This window comes from Streptomyces sp. NPDC057438, assembly GCF_042802995.1.
In the GTDB taxonomy this organism is placed as follows: domain Bacteria; phylum Actinomycetota; class Actinomycetes; order Streptomycetales; family Streptomycetaceae; genus Streptomyces.
In genome coordinates this window covers 45,111-62,879 of sequence record NZ_JBHVDD010000026.1, presented here as the reverse complement: position 1 = coordinate 62,879, position 17,769 = coordinate 45,111, and the positions used below count along the sequence as shown (strand labels likewise).

The window sequence follows — 17,769 nt, the reverse complement described above, 5'->3', positions numbered from 1 at the left end:
GTCTGGCGGCCCGTCGCGTACCCGGTCGGTGAAGCCCGCCAGCTCGCAGAACCGACGAAGACGCCCGCCCGTAGTGCCGTACATGGAGCCGATCAACCAAGCGCATGTCGCGCTGCCGGGGCTGGCCGTGGTGGAGATCGCGGCGTGCGACAACCAGACGGCTCTCGTCGTCCAGGAGCTGCTCGCCACCCGGTGGGCGACCGTGGCAGCGGACCGGACAACCCGGGTACCGGGTAAGCCCGGCATCCGGCTGCGCTGCAGCTGGACGTACGCCAGAAGCTCACCCCGGGAAGCGTGTGACACAGCGGCTGTTCACGGTGCTTTCGATGGGTCGCTGCGGCTGAAGAGTGCCTTGAGCAGCCCCGGTGGCTGGCCGAGGAGATCGGTGCGGCAGTCAGGGCAGTGCCGGCCATCGGCAGGCGGGGCGTCCTCGCCCTTGCCTGCCGTGCTAAAGGGAGGGTCGGTCAGACCGATGGAGGGAAGCGGGCGGCGAGCAGGGCCCGGTCGTCAGGGAATACCACCTCGGGCTGGTGGTGCAGGAAGCGGTCGCACAGCTCGGTGATGTCCAGGCGGCTGGTGGTGCGGGCGAACTCGGTGAGCCGTTGCATTCCGATGGCGAGGTCTTCCCGTCGGCGCTCGATCACTCCGTCGGTGTACAGCAACAGCGTGTCCCTCTCGGCCACGGTGGTGTGGGCCTGCCGGTAGCGGACGTTGCGGACGGGGCCGAGGGGCGGTGAGGTGGCCCGGTCGAGGTAGGCGCTGGTGCCGTCGGCGTGGATGAGCAGTGGCGGCGGGTGGCCGGCGGTGGCGTAGGTCAGGGTGCGGGTGCGGCGATCGAAGACCAGGTAGCAGGCGGTGGCCATCCGCTCCGGGTGGTAGCGGCCCAGGAAGGTGTTGACTTCGTCGAGGACAGCAGCGGGGTCGGTGCCGCAGCGCGGCACGATGTTGCGCAGGGCGGCGGTGATCTGTGCCATGACGGTCGCTTCGTGCAGTCCGTGGCCGGCGACGTCGCCGATGCTCAGGCCGATGTGATCGGCGTCCACGTCGTAGACGTCGTACCAGTCGCCGCCGACCGAGAGCAGGTCACTGCCCGGGGCGTAGCAGGTCGCTGTCTCCAGGCCGGACAGCTGCGGCAGCTGCGGCAGCAGGCTGAGCTGGAGGCGTTCGGCGACCCGGTGCTCGTGTTCGTGGAGCCCCGCCCGGCGCAGGGCCTGGGCGATCTGCTGCGCCACGGCCTTCATGTGCGCGGAAGCGGTGGAGCTGTGGGAGCCGTACACGATGAGCATGCCCAGCGGGACGCCGTCCGCCTCCAGTGACAGCGCGAGCGGAACCGCGTCCGTGGCCTCGTGGGGAAGCGAGCCGTCCGCGCAGGACGGCCGGTCCAGGTCGGTCCAGCCGCCGGCCCCGACCGGGAGAGAGTTGTCCTCAGGCTGCAGGGGAGGCACCAGCCGCGCCGAGTGCAGATAGAGCTCCGCCGCGCTGGCCCCCAGGGCGGCCGGCGCCACCTCGCTGACGACGCGGGAAACCTGCGCGAGGGTGATCGCAGCGGCCAGGGCGGCGGTCAGGTCGTACAGGTGCTGCAACTGGGTACGGGCGGCCTGTTCAGCGGCGAGCAACCGTGCCCGGTCCACTTCGGCGGCCCGGCGGAATGCCACCTCCCGGTTCAGCGCCTCGACCTGCTGGCTGAGCACGACGAACCGGTCGGACGCCCCGGCCTCGACGAGATGCAGCTGCACGGCCGGCTGCAGGCCGTCCCACCAGGTGGCCCGCGCCCCGTGACAGCGAAACCGCCGCATGCGGCCGTCAGCGTCCTTGAGAACCAGTACGCCGGGCACGGGACTGCCGCTGCGCAGCCATACAGCCAGCTGCTGACGCAGCAGCGGGGTGTCGTCGGGCCGTAGGTCGAAGACGCTGGCACCCGGACGCAGCCGGTCGTCACAGCGGCTCGCCGCCGGGTTGGCGGCCAGCACGCGGCCGTCGGCCCCGCACAGCAGCACCGGATGGGGCAGCGGTCTGGTGATGGCCCGGAAGAGGCCAAGGGTCATGGAGCCACAGCCCGGTCGCCGAAGTATTCACGGCCGCGCACCGTCTCGACATCCACGTCGGGGACCAGGTGCACCACCACACGGCAGCCCGCGTCGCCGCGCGCGATGGTCTCCTCCAGCTCCACCCGCGCATAGCCCAGATTGCGGGCGGCGATGGTGCCGAAGACGTTGGACGTCATCATGCACATCGACTCCCGGCCCACCACTTTCTCCGCGAACGGGCACACCCGGTTGCCCAGCACGATCTTCGTCTCGTCGTGCTCGATGACGTAGAAGTCACCGTTGATGCGCCGCTTGAGATCCACGAGTGCCTCGGCGACCTGCTCGCCTGTGAGCCGGTCGGCTCCCAGCGCCTTGAGGTACATCTCGTCGATCTGCGTGCCGACTGCCTGCCCCACGAGGCTGACGTAGCCGGACGCCTCCTCCAGACCGATCACTGACTCCAGTGACGTCGCCAGCTCACGCACCAAGGTCCGCAGGAACACATCACGGTCCAGAGGAATCTCCACATCCGAAACCTGTCCCATACCGGCTCCCTCGCCCCCAGGCCCGGCGGCAGCGCGACCGGCGTGGCCTCAATGTCATTGTCGGGATCTGATTCTGCCAGCGCTCTCCAGCCCGCCACCACCAGTCCCGTTTGACAGCGGCAAACGGCCTTCACAGGATCTGCCGGTCACCCGGCAGGCACAAATGGTTCACCACGCAGGCAGGGGTAACCCGACAGATGACTGCCACCGGCTGTGCGCAGCGCCAGTCGGCGGCCGCGCAGGGCCACCCCCGCTGGAGGAACCTCGTGAACGGCGAACCGACCATCCCATCCTGCGAGTCGCGTTTCCCCGCAGTCACAGCGAGCATCGCGGCCGCCCGGCACTGGGTCCGCGACTGCGTGGAAGCCGGCGCCCCGCTGCGCCAGCGCCGGATGCTCCAGACCATCGAACTGCTCGTCTCGGAACTGATGACCAACGCCATCCGCCACGGCGCCGGCCCACCTCTGATCCGGCTCACCTGGAACGATCGGCTGCTGCGCATCGCGGTCAGCGATTACAGCAACCGCTGGCCACGCACACGCGCCACCAAGAACACCGAGCCCAGCGGCTTCGGCATGCAGCTCCTCGAACGACTCTCCCAACGCTGGGGCGTCACCCCACGCCACCCCGGCAAAACAGTCTGGGCCGAACTCAGCCTCGCCCCCTGAGCGCGCCTCCTTCCAACCCTGGATCAGCAGTGGCGCCACTACGGGAAGACTCCGACTCGGTCGCACAGCTCGTCTTAGAGTTGCCCAGCCCCAGCAGGCCCGGCCAGTTGATGCCGGTCGTCCCAGATAATGTGCAGCCCTATCCTTCCCCTCGGCGACCGCTGAGGCGGACCCGGCCGGCGACCCGTCAGCCACCTCGAACTGCACGCCGCGGAACAAGGTCACGCCCAGCTCACAGGCAAGGTACGCCACCATCTCCTGCGGGCCAGCTCGGACCCGGGACCTGGGGCATCGACGCACACGCTGCCGCCTGCCCTGGGCATGATGAGCATGGGGTAGGGGTCCGCCCCGAGGTAGTGCCTTCGGGAGAGGCTGCATCTGTCCAGCCGTCCGGGGTTGGCCTGTCTGCCGGGATAGACTCTCCAGCTTGGGGAGTTGCCCGCCTGCTTGTGCCAGGGCGGCCGGCAGGTGGCCTATTGTGAAGGAGTCCGAGCGTGGATGCCCCACATGCGGTGGGCGGAACCGGCCAGGTGGCGCCCGGGAAGGTCGCGTTGGAGGTGAGCCCGCTGCCCGGTGGTCGTTGTGGGATACGTGCCCGCGGTGAGATCAGCGCCCTCACACGTCCGTCCTGGGAGCAGGCCCTGTCGGAGCTGGCCCGGCAGCACGCGGAGGTGTCGTACGTGGAGCTGTCGGACGTGGCGTTCGTCGACGTGGCCGGGGTGAGCGCATTGGCGGTCACCGCCATGAACCTGCCGGGCGGACGGGTCGTGGTGGAGCATCCGCCGCCACAGTTGCCACGGGTTCTGGAATTGTTCTGGCCGGGTCTGGACCGGATCGAGGTGGCTCTGTGATGAGCACGGTGACCACCCACGAGGCGTTCGTACACCCTGCCCTGTTCTACCGCAGCGAGCAGGAGTACACGCGGCAGACGGTGTCCTTCCTGCGCGAGGGCTTGCACAACGGCGAGCCGATGGCCGTCGCGGTGCCCGGACCCAACCTGGAACTGATCAAGAGCGGGCTGGGCGCGGATGCCGAGGGCATCCTGTTCCTGGACATGACCGAGGCCGGCCGCAATCCCGGGCGGATCATCCCCAAGGTGCTGCGCGGGTTCGCCGACGCACACCCGCAGGGGCGGGTGCGGATCATCGGTGAACCGATCTGGGCCGGGCGCAGCGCGGTGGAGTACCCGGCATGCGCGCAGCACGAGGCTCTGATCAACGCCGCGTTCGAGGGCAGGGCGGTGACGATCCTGTGCCCGTACGACGAGGTGCGGCTGGATCCGCAGGCGATCGCCGATGCGCGGGTCACCCACCCGACCCTCATCAGCGGGGAGGGCCGTGAGTGGGTGAGCGACGTCTACGACTGGCAGGCGGTCGTCTCCCGCTACAACCAGGAGCTGCCGACGGCGCCGGACGCCGCGGTCTTCTCCTACGGTGAGGAGGAGCTTCCGGCGGTCCGCTATTTCGCTCACGCTCAGGCCGTGCGGCTGGGCCTGGCCGGTGAGCGGCTGATGGACGTGGAGCTGGCGGTCGCGGAGCTGACGACCAACAGCGTGGTGCACGGCGGAGGCCGTGGGGCGCTCGCGGTCTGGGCCGAGGGGGAACAACTCGTGATCGAGGTCCGTGATGCGGGCCGGCTGACTGATCCGCTGGCAGGCCGCCGCCCGCCGGAGCGCGGACAGGTGGGCGGCCGGGGCCTGCTGCTGGTCCACTACGTGTCCGACCTGGTGCGCGTGCACACCGGCGACGACGGCACGACGGTGCACTTCTACCTCAGCCTGTAGCCGCTTGCGCGGGCGGCCACCCTGTCCGGGCGGCCGCCCGCCCCGCTCCTGCCTTCACGCTGTAACGATCGACGGTTCCTACGGGCAGCGACAGGACGTGGGCGCCCGAACCCCGCAGGTCGTACCCGAGGCTGGTGAGACCTTCCCGCAAGATGGTGGCGACCTCGTGCAGGCGGGTGCGGCGCCATTCGTCGTGCCGGACGACGTCCAGGGTGGCGGCCTGTACCAGGTCGGACGGCACCAGAGTGACGGCCGGATAAGAGGTCATCTTGCAGCTCGACGAAGTCCTCGTCCGGGCAGGTGATGCAGCCCGCCCGTTTCGCGAACGCCTTCGACAGATACTCCTGCTGTAGTTCTTCGAAGTGGTCCAGGTGCGCGGAGTATCCGGCCTGCAGTAGGTGCGCGAGAAGATGGACCTTGTTGACGTCCTCGTAGGTCTGTGTTGCGCGAGCCGGCCGGCTGTAGTTTCCCCGTCCGATCATGGAGTACCGGAAGGTCTCGCCGGTTTCGTCCTGTTGGGGGCGCTGGGGGATGAGGAGACCCGGCGGGTGATCGAGGCCGCGCGCGAGCGGGCGATCGAGCGGGTGCTGGAGTGGATCGAGGACGAGGTGGCGGTGATCCGGTACGGCAAGGACGGCATCTACCGGGTGCGGCCGCCCGGCGGTCTGGTCGCCGCGCGCTTCCGCCACTACGAGGCGCGCTCCGGTATGCCGCTGCTCCATGACCATCTGCTGCTGTCGGTGAAGGGGCAGCGTCTGGACGGGAAGTGGGGCTCGATCCACACCCTGGCCTTGCACGAGAACACCTGGCCGCCTCCGCGCTCTACAACGAGTTCGTGGCCGCTGAGGTTTGCGAGGCGCTGGGGCTGGCGACCGAGCCGCGCACCGTCACTCCGGGGCGCCGGCCGGTGATGGAGATTGCCGGGGTGCCGCACGGGCTGATCCGCTGGACCGCCCGGCGCAGCGACCAGATCGCCGCTTGCCTCGAGGACCTGGAGCACGAGTACGTCACTGCCGTCGACGACGACGGTGAGCTGAGGTTCCTGCCCGTGGTCTCTGAACGGGCCCGCGCCAAGCTGAACCAGATGGCCGCCCGTAAGACCCGCCCGCCCAAGCGGAAGACCCGGCCGCTCGCGCAGCTGCGCAAGGAGTGGAAGGAGAGCGCGATCCGCACCTCCGGGGTGGCCGTCGACGTCATCAACTCCCTCCTCGAGTACGCCCGTGCTGCGGCTGCGGCGATCCGGGCCCGGGTCGCCGCCGTGGTCGACGTCGCCCTGGCGGCCGTCGACGTCGCCGCGACCGTGTTCGTGATGAACGAAGGCGGCCGCTTCCACCGCCGGCACTTGCTCGCCGAAGCCCGCCGCCACCTCGCCCTCGTCGGTCGCGGCCGCCGCCGCGACCCCGGCCTGGACGACCAGATCGTGGCCGCCGCCATCTCCACGTACTGCCTGGACATCAGCGAGCCGAAGACCGTGCGCGGCCTGGAGGCCGACTACCGCCTCTACACCGCCCGGTGGGCGCTGTCCGACCTCCCCGCCCGGCGCCGCCCACCCACCCCCGCACCCGGCCCGGACCGGCACCCTCCGGCCGATCCCGGCGAGCCGGCTGCGCCCCGCGAAGGAGTCCGCGCACGGATCGGCCTCCCCGTCCACGGCCGTGATGGGCCAGACGATGTCTTCGGGGAGCTGCAGCAGGACGAACGCCAGCTCCGGGTCCGCTTCCGCCCGCCCGGCGACAGCGGCGCGGCCACCCGTCTGCAGCGCCAGGAGGTAGTCGAAGGCCCCGCTGCACCTGCTCGGGTGTCAGCGGCGTGCGGGACGGAATCAGGTACGGCATCAAGCTCTCCTCACGATGGCCGCCGCGCGACTCACGGCGTCGTCCTCGCATGGTTGGCGCGCTGGCCTGTGGACAGAGGACGGAGAACTCTCCCGCCCCGCCAGACGGGATGAATCGGGTGTGACGACGACCGATAGGCGGCCCCTCAGAGCGGTAGGTGGCCCCGGAGGGTGCGCCTCACGCAACCTGTTGTGACTCGCGCTCCGTGGCTGGCCAAGAGGCGTGCACCGGCTTGCGGGGCACAGCATCATCCTCGGCTCTTGAACGCTGCTGGCTCTTTGCGGCTACGCCGGTGAGATGAGGCTCGTGTCTGTTCCGCCTCGTGATCGTTAGGCCATTCGGTGCACAGTCGGTCCAGGCCTATGGGGGGAGACGGGCGTGGAGGTGAGGGATGTCCATCATGCCTACCGTCGGCGTGTGGTCCTGCGGGGGGTTGACATGCGGCTTCAGAAAGGGACGCTGTGCGGGATCGTTGGGGAGAACGGCGCCGGCAAGTCCACGCTGCTGAAGGTCCTCTCCGGCGAGTTGCGGCCCACGCGCGGCACGGTCCGGCACCGCGGCCGGTTCGGCTACTGCCCGCAGCACGTGGTCCTCAATGACGCCCTGACCGTCCGGCAGCACCTGACGTTCTTCCAGACGGCCTACCGCCTCGCCGATGTGCGCTACGCGGAGGAGGTCATGGAGGTCCTGGGCTTTACCGGGTACGCCGATGAGCGGGCCGGGGTGCTCAGCGGCGGGACGCGGCAGAAGCTGAACGTGACGCTGGCGCTCATGCACGATCCGCAGGTCCTTTTGCTGGATGAGCCGTATCAGGGCTTCGACTGGGACACCTACCAGCGGTTCTGGGATCTGGCCGTGCGGCTGCGGGATGCGGGACGTTCGGTCCTGGTCGTCTCCCATCTGGCGTATGACACCGAGCGCCTGGACGAGCTGTGGCGCCTGGACGGCGGCGTGCTCCGCCCGGACGAGGCGGTTGCCGCGTGAGGTTCCACCTGACCCGCTTCGCTGTCGCCACCCGGTTCACGCTCGTCGAGCACGGCCGCAACCGCTTCGCCATGACCCTGGTGATCCTGTTCGTCCCTGTATGGACGACCTTGGCGTATCTGTCGATGCCCGACACCCCGGCACGGATGCGGCTTCGCGCCACCGGGGAGACGCTTGCCCCGCACGGCAATGAACTGACCGCGATCAGCGGTGCGCTCAACGCGGTCACGCTGATCACTGGTTTCATGATGTTCGCCGCCACGTTCTCCGGCAGCGGCTTCGACCGCCGCCTGGCCATGGCTGGCTACCCCCGTGCCCACCTCGTCCTGGCCAAGGTCACCGCCCTGGCTCTGGTTTCAGCGGTAGTCGCCGCCTACGCCACCGCCATCGCCTGCCTGGTCTGGACACCGCGGCAGCCGCTGCTGCTTGCCGCCGCGCTGTTCTGCGCCGGACTGACCTACGGCGCGCTAGGCGTTGGCTTCGGCTCCCTGCTGCGCCGGGAAGTTGAGGGCATGTTCGCCATCGTGATGACCAGCATCATCGACCTCGCGCTGCAGAACCCCATCACCAGCTCCGGGGCCGACAACCCGGTCATGCGCTACCTGCCTTCCTACGGAGCCATGCAGGCCAGCACGGCGGCCGGATTCTCCACCCGCCCGGTTCCCGGCTACCTGACCATCCAGCTCACCTGGTTCGCGGCCGCTGCCCTGATCGCACTGGTGGGCTTCCGTCGCAGCACCCGTGGTGCCCTGCCGCCGACCGCGCGGGCCTCGCTGCCCGAGGTGAGCGGTACAGCCGGCCTTCCCGGACCGCGCCAGGCTGCCGCGCCATCGGCTGCGGAGTCCGACGCGGAAGCACACTGAGGTCCCAGTCCCCGATATGCGCGCCACAAGGCAGTCCACGAGGGCGGATCTCGATGCGGCCTCGCGAGCACAACGGAAGCGGTCCATTGCCCGGTCGCTCACCGGGGAAGGCCCATCCCTGCTGGCGGCGTACCAGCTCTGCCGGCGCACGACACGAGCGCACGATCCCGGGATCTACGCTCTCATCCAGCTGATGCCAGCCGTACTGCGCCCGGCCTGCTGGGCGTTGTGGGCGGCAGCGAGCGTCCTTGACGACCTGGTCGACCAGCGGGATGCGGAACAGGCCGAGCGTGAGGCCCGCGTCGAGGCGTGGACCCAAGCCCTGCAACGCGACCTGGCGGCCGGAGCCAGCGCGGATCCGGTCCGGCACGCCCTGGTGGACACCGCGCTGCGATGGCGCTTGGACCTGTCCAGCCTGCAAGGCGCCATGACCAGCACGCGCGACGACGCCCGCGGCCGGCGCTTCGCCGACTGGAGCGAGTGGCGGGCCTGGTGCACCGAGGAAATCACGCCCTGGGTCGACCAGGTACGGCACCTGTTCGAACAGGCCGGAGCGCCGATGACCCTCAGGCTGGACCGGCAGCAGGACTACGAGCAGTTCATCGACGGCGCCCAACTCACCGACATCCTCACCGACCTGAGCGCCGACCTCCCCCAGGGCGACCTGCTCCTGCCGCAGGAAGCCCTGGACGCCTTCCCCGGTGCGGCATACGACTTGCGGCAGGGGCACTGGAGCCCGGCCACAGCCGCTCTGATCGCAGAGCTGACGGATCTGGCCCGCCGATGGGTGACCAGGCCCGCGATGACGAAAGGCATGCACCCAGGCGCCGCCACCGTTCTCGACACGGCCGCCTGCCTGCTGCGCGCCCAACTCGACACCGTCGACGCGGCTGGCCCCGCCCTGCTCAAGCGCGCCCCGCGCCCCTCTCTCACCGCCCGCACCCGTATCCTCGCCCCCGCCCGCCTCCGCTCAGGCCTCGCCTGGAGCCTGACGCCCCTGACCCCGCCCGGACCCCGACGATCCGCGATGACCGTGAGCGGCCCGAGCCCGGCAGCCCAGAGCACCGCCCTGCGGCCCCCACCCCCGCACCCCGACGGCGCCCACCCCCCACAGATTGCCGCCGACCAGCTGCCCACCCACGTGGCGATCATCATGGACGGCAACGGCCGCTGGGCCGCACAACGCGGCCTGCCCCGCCCCGAAGGCCACCGCGCCGGCACCGCCGCCGCCCACGAGATGGTTTACGGCGCCCTGGAAATCGGCCTGCGCCACCTGACCCTGTACGCGTTCTCCACCGAGAACTGGAAACGCGACACCGAGGAAATCACCACCATCCTGGAAGCGATCCGACGCGACCTCGACGAGGGGCCCATCCGTGACCTCGACGTACGCCAGCGCTGGTCGGGCCACCCCGACAAACTCCCCGAAGAACTCGTCCAAGCCCTCCTGCGCGAGGAACGCCGCACCCGCAACCGCACCGGCCTGACCCTCACCGTGTGCATCAACTACGGCGGCCGCGACGAGATCACCCGCACCGCCGCAGCCCTCGCCCAGGCAGCCCACGCAGGCGACATCGACCCCCACCTCATCGGGCAGGACGACTTCGCCCGCCACTTGCTCCACCCTGACATGCCGGACGTCGACCTGCTGTGGCGCACCGGCAACGAACAGCGCACCTCCAACTTCCTGCCCTGGCACGCCGCATACGCGGAGCTGCACTTCACCTCCGGCTACTGGCCCGACGTCGACCGGCGTGATCTGTGGCAGGCCATCACCGAGTACAGCCGACGCCAACGTCGCCACGGCGCCGCCCTTCTCGTCTCACCACCGGCCGTTCCGTCACGTCCGATCTGACTGTCGGAGCTGACGAGTCCGGGCTCAACGAAGTCCACACCAACGGGAACCCCAGACATCCGGCAAGTTCCATGCCGGCGGTGCCGCTCCAGGTCGCATCAGGGCCATCTATCGGTCGTCGTCACAAAACGGGCTGCAAGGGCCGAACCCGGCCCCCTTGTCCAGCCTGGTCGGCCCGACCACAAGCCCGACCATGACCCCTTGTCCAGGTCGGCTACCGCCCCGACCACCGCCGCGTTTCCCCTTGTCCACGCCCGCTACCGGCGGCCGTCAGACAGCGGACAAGGGGGTCGTCTGCACGCTGCTCCTTCGCAACGACCGCCCCGACCGGGGCAGAGAAGGAGACGAGACGATGACGACCACCCACCCGGGGACCGGGCAGCGGCACCGCTCGGGCCGATCACACCGGAAGGCCGGCCCCGTGGCGGGCAAGCCCAAGGGGACTCCCTGGGCGCCCACTTCGAAAGGCACTCAGGAACCCCCTTTGGCGCCCGGCACCCGAGGCCGTAGGAAAACCCCTTGTCAGGGCGGGAATCGGCGCGAAGTGACGGCCGGCGGCAGCCATGACCAGGCCGGTTGTCAGCACGGCAAGGCCGGTGACCAGGACGGGCAGGCCGGGGCCGGGCAAGACGTACAGGGCGGTCCCGGCCGCTGTGACGACCGCGCCGACAGCTGCGAGCGCGGTGCCGATGCGTCGTTCGGGCATGGTGCTCCTCATCGGGTGGGCGGGCTTGGAGGGGTCAGGGGCGGTGGGCTGCCTGGTGCACCAGGTGGGCGGTGAGCGTTCCGATGAGGAGTGCCCAGGCGATGGCGGCGCCTTTGGCTTGTGGCCAGCCGAGCAGGACGGTGGCGATGGCGGTGCCGGCGGCCAGGGCGCGACGGTCGGATGCGAACTGCCACTGCCGCCGGGCGCTGCCCGGCGTGCGCAGCTCGCCGATCGCGGTTTTGATCACCAGTGCGGCGATCACGATGGCCACCGGCAGTACGCCGGTGGCGCTGTTCACGCTGCCACCTGGAGGAAGTGCTGTATGAGGCGGGCGGCGGTGATGGTGCCGAGCGGCGTCACGCCGCTGCGGTCGCGTTCGATGACGGCGACCAGGGGGCTGTGGGTGCGGGCCATCAGGGCCGCGACCTCCATCGGGCACGCGTCGGGCCCGACGGCCGGCGGCGGATACAGGCGGCGCGGCGCCCATTCGGCGACCGTGAGCCCGGTGAGACGCTCGGCGAGTTCGCGGTCGTGCTGGTCGCCGCCGACGGCGGCCAGGGCCGGGTCTTCGGCGATGTAGGCGGGGATGAGCTGCCGGATCAGCTGGGAGCCGGGCACGATGGCATACGGCTGGTTGTCGGTGTCCAGGACCAGCAGAGCCGGCAGCGACTGGTCGGCCAGCATCCGAGCCGCGTCGATCGCGTCGTCGTCGGTGGTCACGAAGGGGTAGGGCTCGGCGAGATCCCGTGCACGCATGACGGGCCTCCCTTCAGTTTCCGCTGTCGGCACGGCCGTGCCCGGGGCCGGTCTGCTGGTAGATGTCGGGGACGCCGTCGGCGTCGTCATCTCGTGTCTCCGCCGCCCACAGGCGGCGGTAGATCCCGTTGCGGCGCTTGACCAGCAACGCGGCCGCGACGGCGGCGATGAGGGAGCCGAGCAGGACGGCGGCCTTGATGTGCTCGGCGTCGGCCGGGTCGGGGAAGGCGAGCTCGCCGATCAGCAGGGCGACGGTGAAGCCGATCCCGGCCAGCACCGCCAGGGCGAGCACGTCCGCCCACGCCAGGTCCGGGTTCAGCCGGGCCCGGGTGAACCGGGCCGCCAGGTAGGTGCCGGCGAAGATTCCCGCCGTCTTGCCCACGACCAAGCCGAGCACCACGCCCAGCGGCTCCGGGCGGGTGAACACCTCGCCCAGTGAAGCGGCCGAGATGCCCACCCCGGCGGCGAACAGGGCGAACAGCGGCACCGCCACACCGGCCGAGACCGGCCGCAGCAGATGCTCGGTCCGCTCCCCGGGCGATGCCTTCTCCCCCTGGTCGCGGGTGGTGCGCAGGATCAGGCCCATCGCCACGCCGGCCACCGTGGCGTGCACCCCGCCGTTGTACATCAGCGCCCAGATCGCCAGCCCGAGGGGCACGTACCACCACCAGCCGCGGACCCGGTAGCGCTGGAGCAGGTAAAAGACGACCAGCCCGGCCACCGCACCGCCGAGCGCCAACGGGTTGAGATCGGCGGTGAAGAAGACGGCGATGACCAGGATCGCGCCGAGGTCGTCGACCACGGCCAGGGTCAGCAGGAAGGCCCTCAGGGCGGAGGGCAGGTGGGTGGAGAGCACCGCGAGGACGGCGAGCGCGAAGGCGATGTCCGTGGCCATCGGCACCGCCCAGCCCTGCGTGCTTCCCCCGCCGAGCCCGGTGGTGGCCAGGTAGAGGGCGGCGGGGACGGCCATGCCGCACAGCGCGGCGACCACCGGCAGGGCCGCGGTGGCCGGGGTGCGCAGCTCGCCCACCACCAGCTCGCGTTTCAGCTCGATCCCGGCGACGAGGAAGAAGATGGTCAGCAGACCGTCGGCGGTCCAGTGCTCCACCGACAGGTCCAGGCCGAGCGCGGGTATGCCGAAGTGGAAGTCGCGTATCTGCTCGTACGTTCCGCTGATGGGGGTGTTCGCCCACACAAGCGCCACCACCGCCGCTGCCAGCAGTATCAGCCCGCCGACCGTCTCGGTACGCAAGGCCCGCGCCACCTGTACACGCTCCGGCCACGGCAGCAGAGCGAGGAAGACGGAACGCTCACGCTGGTCGGCAGGCATACAAGACCTCCGGGGCATCGACAGATGGGCACATGGGCCCCTTGTTCGCCGACCAGACTTCCCGGCACACCCCGCATCTCTTGACGCGTTCTTTACACACTATCGGTCCCGGCCCTGCCAGGACCAGACGAGCACCCTCGGGGTTCCGGGAGCGCGGACCGCGACCAGGTCGGGCACCGGGGCAGACGGTCCTCGGGGGCCCCTGATCACTCCTTCTCCTGGATGTCTTACGCTCCGCTGACACAAGCAGTGCCCTACGTGGCGCTGTTCTGCCGTTCCAGGGGGGAGCCACCGTGCTCGTACTGTCCGTTCTGCTGATCCTCGCCGCTGTGGTGTTGTACTTCGTGGCCCGGGTGCGCGCCTCGTCCCCGTTGCGCCTGGGTGCCATAGCCGCGCTGGCCGGGGGCGCGTTCTTCGGGATTGCCAGCAGTGTGTATGTCGTCAGCGCCTACGAGGTCGGCGTCCCGGTGCTGTTCGGCAAGGTGGGTACGCCGATGACCTCCGGGATGCACCTGAAGGCCCCGTTCACGGATGTCACGTCCTTCTCCACCCGCCCGGTGGACCTCAACCTCTCCGACAAGGACGTCGTCGAGGTGCGCTCCTCGCAGGGCGGAGTGATGTATGTGGAGGTGACCGTGAAGTGGGCGGTGACCCCGGCCAAGGCGGTGGAGCTGTACCGGCTCGCCGGGAACGAGGCGGCCATCCAGCAGCGGCTGGTCTATCCGGACAGCCGGGAGATCATCCGCAATGTCTTCGCCCGCTACACCAGCGAGCAGGGTTACGCCTCGGACAGGGAGAAGATCAACGCGGAACTCGGTGAGCTGATCAAGGAGCGGCTCGCACCGCGCGGTATCGACGTCACCGCCGTGAACCTGCGCAACGTGAAGCCCTCCGAGCAGCTCCAGCAGCAGATCGACCGCAAGATCCAGCAGAAGGAGGCCACCGAGCGGGCCGTCGAGGCGAGCCGTACGGCGGAAGAAGAGTCCAAGCGGCGCAAGATCGAGGCAGAGGGTATCGCCAGGGCCAACAAGATTCTCAGCGACTCGCTGTCCGACAAGGTCCTGATGAATCAGTGCATCGAGGCCTTCAAGGAGGCCGCGAAGAAGAACCCGGTCTACGCCGTGCCCTGCGGCTCCGGCAGCGGTAACCCGCTGATCGTGGACGGCACCGGCCGGAACTGACCCCAGCGGCCCGGGGCGGAAAAGGGGCCTTGCTGTCTCGGCACGGAGGCGGCCAAGCCTTTACGGATACCTCGCCCGGCTGTTCACCCCCGAGGCTGCTATGTCGTGTCGAGCCGCTTGAGTAAGTTCCTTGATGCTCCCGATCTTGGTTCGGTCAGTCCGTTCGAGGATCTTGAAGATCTGGCGACAGATAGCGCGCTTGAGGCATCGTTGCGCATCGCGGGAGGTCTTCCCTTCGGTGATTCTGCGGGCGACGTACGCCTTCGTGGCGGGGTCAAGCCGCATGCGGATCAGGGTGATGGTGTGCATGGCCCGGTTGAGCTGCCGGTCTCCGCTGCGGTTGAGCCGGTGCCGGTTGGTAAGCCCAGAGGAAGCGGGAATCGGCGAGACGCCGGCGAAGGACGCGAAGGCTGCTTCCGACCGGAAACGGCCCTGGTGGGACCAGCTGACCAGGATCTGAGCGGCAGTTATCGGACCGATGCCGAGCAGGTCGAGGAGCTCGGGCGTCAGCTCTCTGTGAATCGCCCCCGGTCTGATGGAGGCATAGGACTGTCCCAAGTTGGATGAACCGCCGGCTGGGGCCAGTTGACGCTCGCCTTCGCCCTGTACCGGCAGGCGGTGTTCGGCTGATCATCGACGACGTCGGCACCCGGCAGTGGGGGACCTTGACCGGCAGCGCGCTGCTGCTCGTCGGTCGTGTCGTGATCATGGTGAGCCATCGAGCACCGGGGGACCGGCAAGGGACTGGCACGCCGTAGGGGCCCACGGTGGAGCTTGTCGTCTTGGGCCGGGGAGCGCTTGACTGCTGGCCCTGACGGCCTGAAGACCGCCGGCGAACCCCCATGTGGACCACGGATCCCGCACGGGGCCGGAGGCCGACGGGCGATGGCCGCTCCGTCCCAGGTGGGCGCGGACCAGGTGGGTTGCCCGAGCAGCCTCAGGGAATGGTCTCTAAACGGGGCCGCTCCCATGATCGCCGGATGCCACGCGTCGCGATCAGTGGCGACGCGCTCGGGGCGACGAACTCCGACGGGTGGCATCCGCAGGCCGGCGGTCGAGGCACGGTCGCCCCGGCCGTCCCGGAAACCCGCATCACCGCTGTCCAGGAAATCGCCGAGCCGGGTGGCTCAAGTCGCGCCGCCGGTCGCGGAGGGGAGCCGTGCGCTCGTACGCGATACCGAGCGCGACAGCCAGGAGTGCCAGGAGCAGCGCGATGCGCGAGCAGGCGGTGACCACGCTCTTGGACGCACTGGCGAGGCGAGGCGCGACCTCGGCGAAGGCAGCCGCATACGCCGCACCCGCCACCGAAGCGAGAAGGCGTGGTGAGTTCGTGTCAAGGTGCGGCAGTGGCGGCTCCCAGCCGAGGAGGGTCGCCAGAATGAGCGGAAGGACGAGCACCGTGCCGATGCCGAGAACGACACAGCTTGCGGTGGTGTTCATACGAGCGCTCCAGGGCAGGGCGGCGGCTTGCGCCGACCAGGCTTCCCGGCTCACCTGAGGCGGATCATAGCCACCCCGCGTGCACCCTGTGGTGAAAACGTGTAATTCTGGTGCAGGCCGGGCTCATGCATGACGAGGTCGTATGTCATGTTTCGTGAAGTAGCGACAAGGAGAACTGCACCGTCTGAGGTTCCCCCGCCGTACGGAGGGGCCTTCCGCCCCACGGTGCGCTGGCGTGGGTGTCCTGGGCATCTCAGCCACCGGCCAGGATCCGGATCGTGGGCAGCTGGGCGTACAGCTGGTCGCCGGGGCATTGGGTGTTGTAGCTGTCACGGTGACCGTGGATGGCCGGGAAACTCAGCCGGGCGCCCTTGGCCCAGGCTGTGCCGAAGTAGTTGCGGCCGGCGTCGCCCGCGGTGAGGGTGGCGGTGCTGGCCGGGTTGACGCCGTACTGGCCGAGCTTCCAGGCGGCGACCCTGGCCACGGCGGCCAGGACGGCCTGGCTGGGCGTGACGTCGGTGTACGTGCCGAGGACGGAGACGCCGGTGGTCTCGGTGTTGAAGCCGTAGGCGTGGGCGCCCATCACCGGACGGTCCACGCCGCCCTTGCGGCCCTCGTAAAGGGTCCCGCATCGGTCGACGAGGAAGTTGTAGCCGATGTCCTTCCAGCCCAACTGCATGACGTGGTAGGCGTAGATGCCTCGGACGACGGCCGGGGCCTCGGCGCAGGTGTAGTCGTTGCTGCCGGCGGTGTGGTGCACCACCACCGCCTTGATCTTCCCGTCCGGCAGATATCCCGGCGGCTCGGGGCTGATCGACTCGTCCGCGCCCCATCCAGCACGCGAGGTGATGGGCGGACGGGGTGCGAGTTCGGCATTCGGTGCTCCGTGGGCAGCGGTGGGGGCCGGCCGCGCGGTGGCTGGTGCGTCGGGACCGGGATCGACCAGGTCCAGTCTCAGCCCGGCGGGCAGGACGGAGGCACCTTCCGCGGCGATGCGAACCTCGGCACCATCAGAGGGCCCCGTCCAGACGGGATCGGTGCCACCCCGCAGGGCTGTGTCCTCGCCCTGGCTGTCGTCGCCGTCCAGGTGCCGCCAGCCGGACCACCGGCCCGTCCCGGCGGACCGGGTGCGCACCGCCACGCTGCCCGCGAGGTGGGCAGACGGATCGTCCCAGGTGACGCCCAGCACGCTGAACAGGCGTGTGTCTCGTACCACCAGTACGGCGCCGCGCCGGTCCGCCGTGGCGGGCACCGCGCGGACCTCACTCCGCGTCCCGGTGGTGGGGCCGGGATCCGTCGGCCTGCCGTGGCTGCGGGCCGCCGGCGCGCACAAGCCCTGGACGGTCAGTGCCCCCGCCACCACCAGCGCAGCAATGTGTCCTGTACCCCACATGCCTGAACTCCCCTGTCTGAACGCTGCTGTCGGCCCCTGACTCACGGTTCGGGCCCTCGTTTGAGCTGGTGCGGCTTCGGGCGGTGAGTGTGTCAGCCGCCTGGCGATCATCGGATCACCGACACGGAAGCCCGGTCCGGGACCAGGGCGCGCACCCCCGGGCGGGTGAAGGGCGGTTGGGCCAGGTGGCGGCTACGGGCCAGCCCTGCCACGGCCGATTCCCGTTGCCGTGCGGGGTGCGGGGTGCGGGGTGCGGGCCAGCTGCCCGTCGCCAGCGGGCTGTGGTGCGGCACAGGCAGGTCTGCCAGGATGCGGCCATGCAGCCGTACGGGACAACAGCACGCGTCCAACGATGCCTTGGCCGGCTGCTGAACCCATCCCTCCGCCGGAGCCGTGCCCCGGC

The 17,769-nt window shown here is 69.9% G+C and carries 17 protein-coding genes and 2 pseudogenes; 9 read left to right on the top strand and 10 right to left on the bottom strand.

All coding sequences use genetic code 11. The features are described 5' to 3' along the window. Positions 1-82 precede the first annotated feature (82 nt). Positions 83-562 carry a DUF6207 family protein gene (locus ACFU5F_RS17110; RefSeq protein WP_383887608.1) on the top strand — a complete coding sequence of 160 codons (480 nt, stop codon included), beginning with the start codon at positions 83-85 and terminating at the stop codon, positions 560-562. On the opposite strand, the gene ACFU5F_RS17105 is transcribed toward ACFU5F_RS17110, so the two are convergent. Next, the gene (locus tag ACFU5F_RS17105) at positions 465-2,045 is read right to left on the bottom strand and encodes a SpoIIE family protein phosphatase (RefSeq protein WP_383887606.1); all 1,581 of its coding nucleotides are present in this window, start codon (positions 2,043-2,045) and stop codon (positions 465-467) included. The two genes, ACFU5F_RS17110 and ACFU5F_RS17105, sit on opposite strands and share 98 nt — an antisense overlap. After that, positions 2,042-2,572, bottom strand: a complete 531-nt coding sequence (locus ACFU5F_RS17100; RefSeq protein WP_383887604.1) for a methanogen output domain 1-containing protein — start codon at positions 2,570-2,572, stop codon at positions 2,042-2,044. Before ACFU5F_RS17100 ends, ACFU5F_RS17105 begins: the two co-directional genes overlap by 4 nt. A gap of 197 nt (positions 2,573-2,769) precedes the next feature. On the opposite strand from ACFU5F_RS17100, the gene ACFU5F_RS17095 reads away from it, so the two are divergent. From ACFU5F_RS17095 to ACFU5F_RS17085, 3 genes are all read left to right on the top strand, one after another. Further along, on the top strand, positions 2,770-3,240 hold the full coding sequence (locus tag ACFU5F_RS17095) for an ATP-binding protein (RefSeq protein ID WP_383887602.1): 471 nt from the start codon (positions 2,770-2,772) through the stop codon (positions 3,238-3,240). A gap of 494 nt (positions 3,241-3,734) precedes the next feature. Next, positions 3,735-4,091, top strand: a complete 357-nt coding sequence (locus tag ACFU5F_RS17090; protein WP_383887601.1) for an STAS domain-containing protein — start codon at positions 3,735-3,737, stop codon at positions 4,089-4,091. Continuing rightward, on the top strand, positions 4,091-5,023 hold the full coding sequence (locus ACFU5F_RS17085) for an anti-sigma factor RsbA family regulatory protein (RefSeq protein ID WP_383887599.1): 933 nt from the start codon (positions 4,091-4,093) through the stop codon (positions 5,021-5,023). Before ACFU5F_RS17090 ends, ACFU5F_RS17085 begins: the two co-directional genes overlap by 1 nt. Here ACFU5F_RS17085 and ACFU5F_RS17080 read toward each other — a convergent pair. Further along, a complete protein-coding gene (locus tag ACFU5F_RS17080; RefSeq protein WP_383887597.1) occupies positions 5,013-5,291 on the bottom strand; it encodes a hypothetical protein in 279 nt (92 codons plus the stop codon). The two genes, ACFU5F_RS17085 and ACFU5F_RS17080, sit on opposite strands and share 11 nt — an antisense overlap. Before the next feature lie 142 nt (positions 5,292-5,433). On the opposite strand from ACFU5F_RS17080, the pseudogene mobF reads away from it, so the two are divergent. The 4 genes and pseudogenes from mobF (at position 5,434) to uppS (ending at position 10,560) form a co-directional block, all read left to right on the top strand. Then, positions 5,434-6,971, top strand: a pseudogene (gene mobF, locus ACFU5F_RS17075) (MobF family relaxase). A 265-nt stretch (positions 6,972-7,236) separates the two neighbouring features. Then, positions 7,237-7,842 carry an ABC transporter ATP-binding protein gene (locus tag ACFU5F_RS17070; RefSeq protein ID WP_383887595.1) on the top strand — a complete coding sequence of 202 codons (606 nt, stop codon included), beginning with the start codon at positions 7,237-7,239 and terminating at the stop codon, positions 7,840-7,842. Continuing rightward, entirely contained in the window at positions 7,839-8,705 is an 867-nt protein-coding gene (locus ACFU5F_RS17065) for an ABC transporter permease (RefSeq protein ID WP_383887593.1), read from the top strand. The genes ACFU5F_RS17070 and ACFU5F_RS17065 overlap by 4 nt, the downstream gene beginning before the upstream one ends. 193 nt (positions 8,706-8,898) lie before the next feature. After that, positions 8,899-10,560 carry a polyprenyl diphosphate synthase gene (uppS, locus tag ACFU5F_RS17060; RefSeq protein WP_383887591.1) on the top strand — a complete coding sequence of 554 codons (1,662 nt, stop codon included), beginning with the start codon at positions 8,899-8,901 and terminating at the stop codon, positions 10,558-10,560. Between the two features lie 400 nt (positions 10,561-10,960). On the opposite strand, the gene ACFU5F_RS17055 is transcribed toward uppS, so the two are convergent. Genes ACFU5F_RS17055 through nhaA form a run of 4 tightly spaced genes read right to left on the bottom strand, consistent with a single transcriptional unit; the run spans position 10,961 to position 13,352 of the window. Next, positions 10,961-11,266 carry a PGPGW domain-containing protein gene (locus ACFU5F_RS17055; RefSeq protein ID WP_383887589.1) on the bottom strand — a complete coding sequence of 102 codons (306 nt, stop codon included), beginning with the start codon at positions 11,264-11,266 and terminating at the stop codon, positions 10,961-10,963. Between the two features lie 34 nt (positions 11,267-11,300). Beyond that, positions 11,301-11,564, bottom strand: coding sequence for a hypothetical protein (locus ACFU5F_RS17050; protein ID WP_383887587.1), 264 nt, complete (start codon positions 11,562-11,564; stop codon positions 11,301-11,303). After that, positions 11,561-12,022 (bottom strand): CBS domain-containing protein, encoded by a 462-nt coding sequence (locus ACFU5F_RS17045; RefSeq protein ID WP_383887585.1) that lies wholly within the window; start codon positions 12,020-12,022, stop codon positions 11,561-11,563. Before ACFU5F_RS17045 ends, ACFU5F_RS17050 begins: the two co-directional genes overlap by 4 nt. Positions 12,023-12,035: 13 nt before the next feature. Then, positions 12,036-13,352 carry a Na+/H+ antiporter NhaA gene (nhaA, locus tag ACFU5F_RS17040; RefSeq protein ID WP_383887583.1) on the bottom strand — a complete coding sequence of 439 codons (1,317 nt, stop codon included), beginning with the start codon at positions 13,350-13,352 and terminating at the stop codon, positions 12,036-12,038. 293 nt (positions 13,353-13,645) lie between these two features. Between nhaA and ACFU5F_RS17035 the strand changes: the two genes are divergently transcribed. Next, positions 13,646-14,533, top strand: coding sequence for a prohibitin family protein (locus ACFU5F_RS17035; protein ID WP_383887581.1), 888 nt, complete (start codon positions 13,646-13,648; stop codon positions 14,531-14,533). Positions 14,534-14,593: 60 nt separating this feature from the next. Here the strand turns inward: ACFU5F_RS17035 and ACFU5F_RS17030 are convergent. From ACFU5F_RS17030 to ACFU5F_RS17020, 3 genes and pseudogenes are all read right to left on the bottom strand, one after another. Then, positions 14,594-15,034: pseudogene (locus ACFU5F_RS17030) on the bottom strand (transposase); the annotation flags it as partial. 591 nt (positions 15,035-15,625) lie between these two features. Then, the gene (locus tag ACFU5F_RS17025; protein ID WP_383887579.1) at positions 15,626-15,973 is read right to left on the bottom strand and encodes a hypothetical protein; all 348 of its coding nucleotides are present in this window, start codon (positions 15,971-15,973) and stop codon (positions 15,626-15,628) included. A 253-nt stretch (positions 15,974-16,226) separates the two neighbouring features. After that, entirely contained in the window at positions 16,227-17,366 is a 1,140-nt protein-coding gene (locus ACFU5F_RS17020) for a peptidoglycan recognition protein (RefSeq protein WP_383887577.1), read from the bottom strand. Positions 17,367-17,769: the final 403 nt, after the last annotated feature.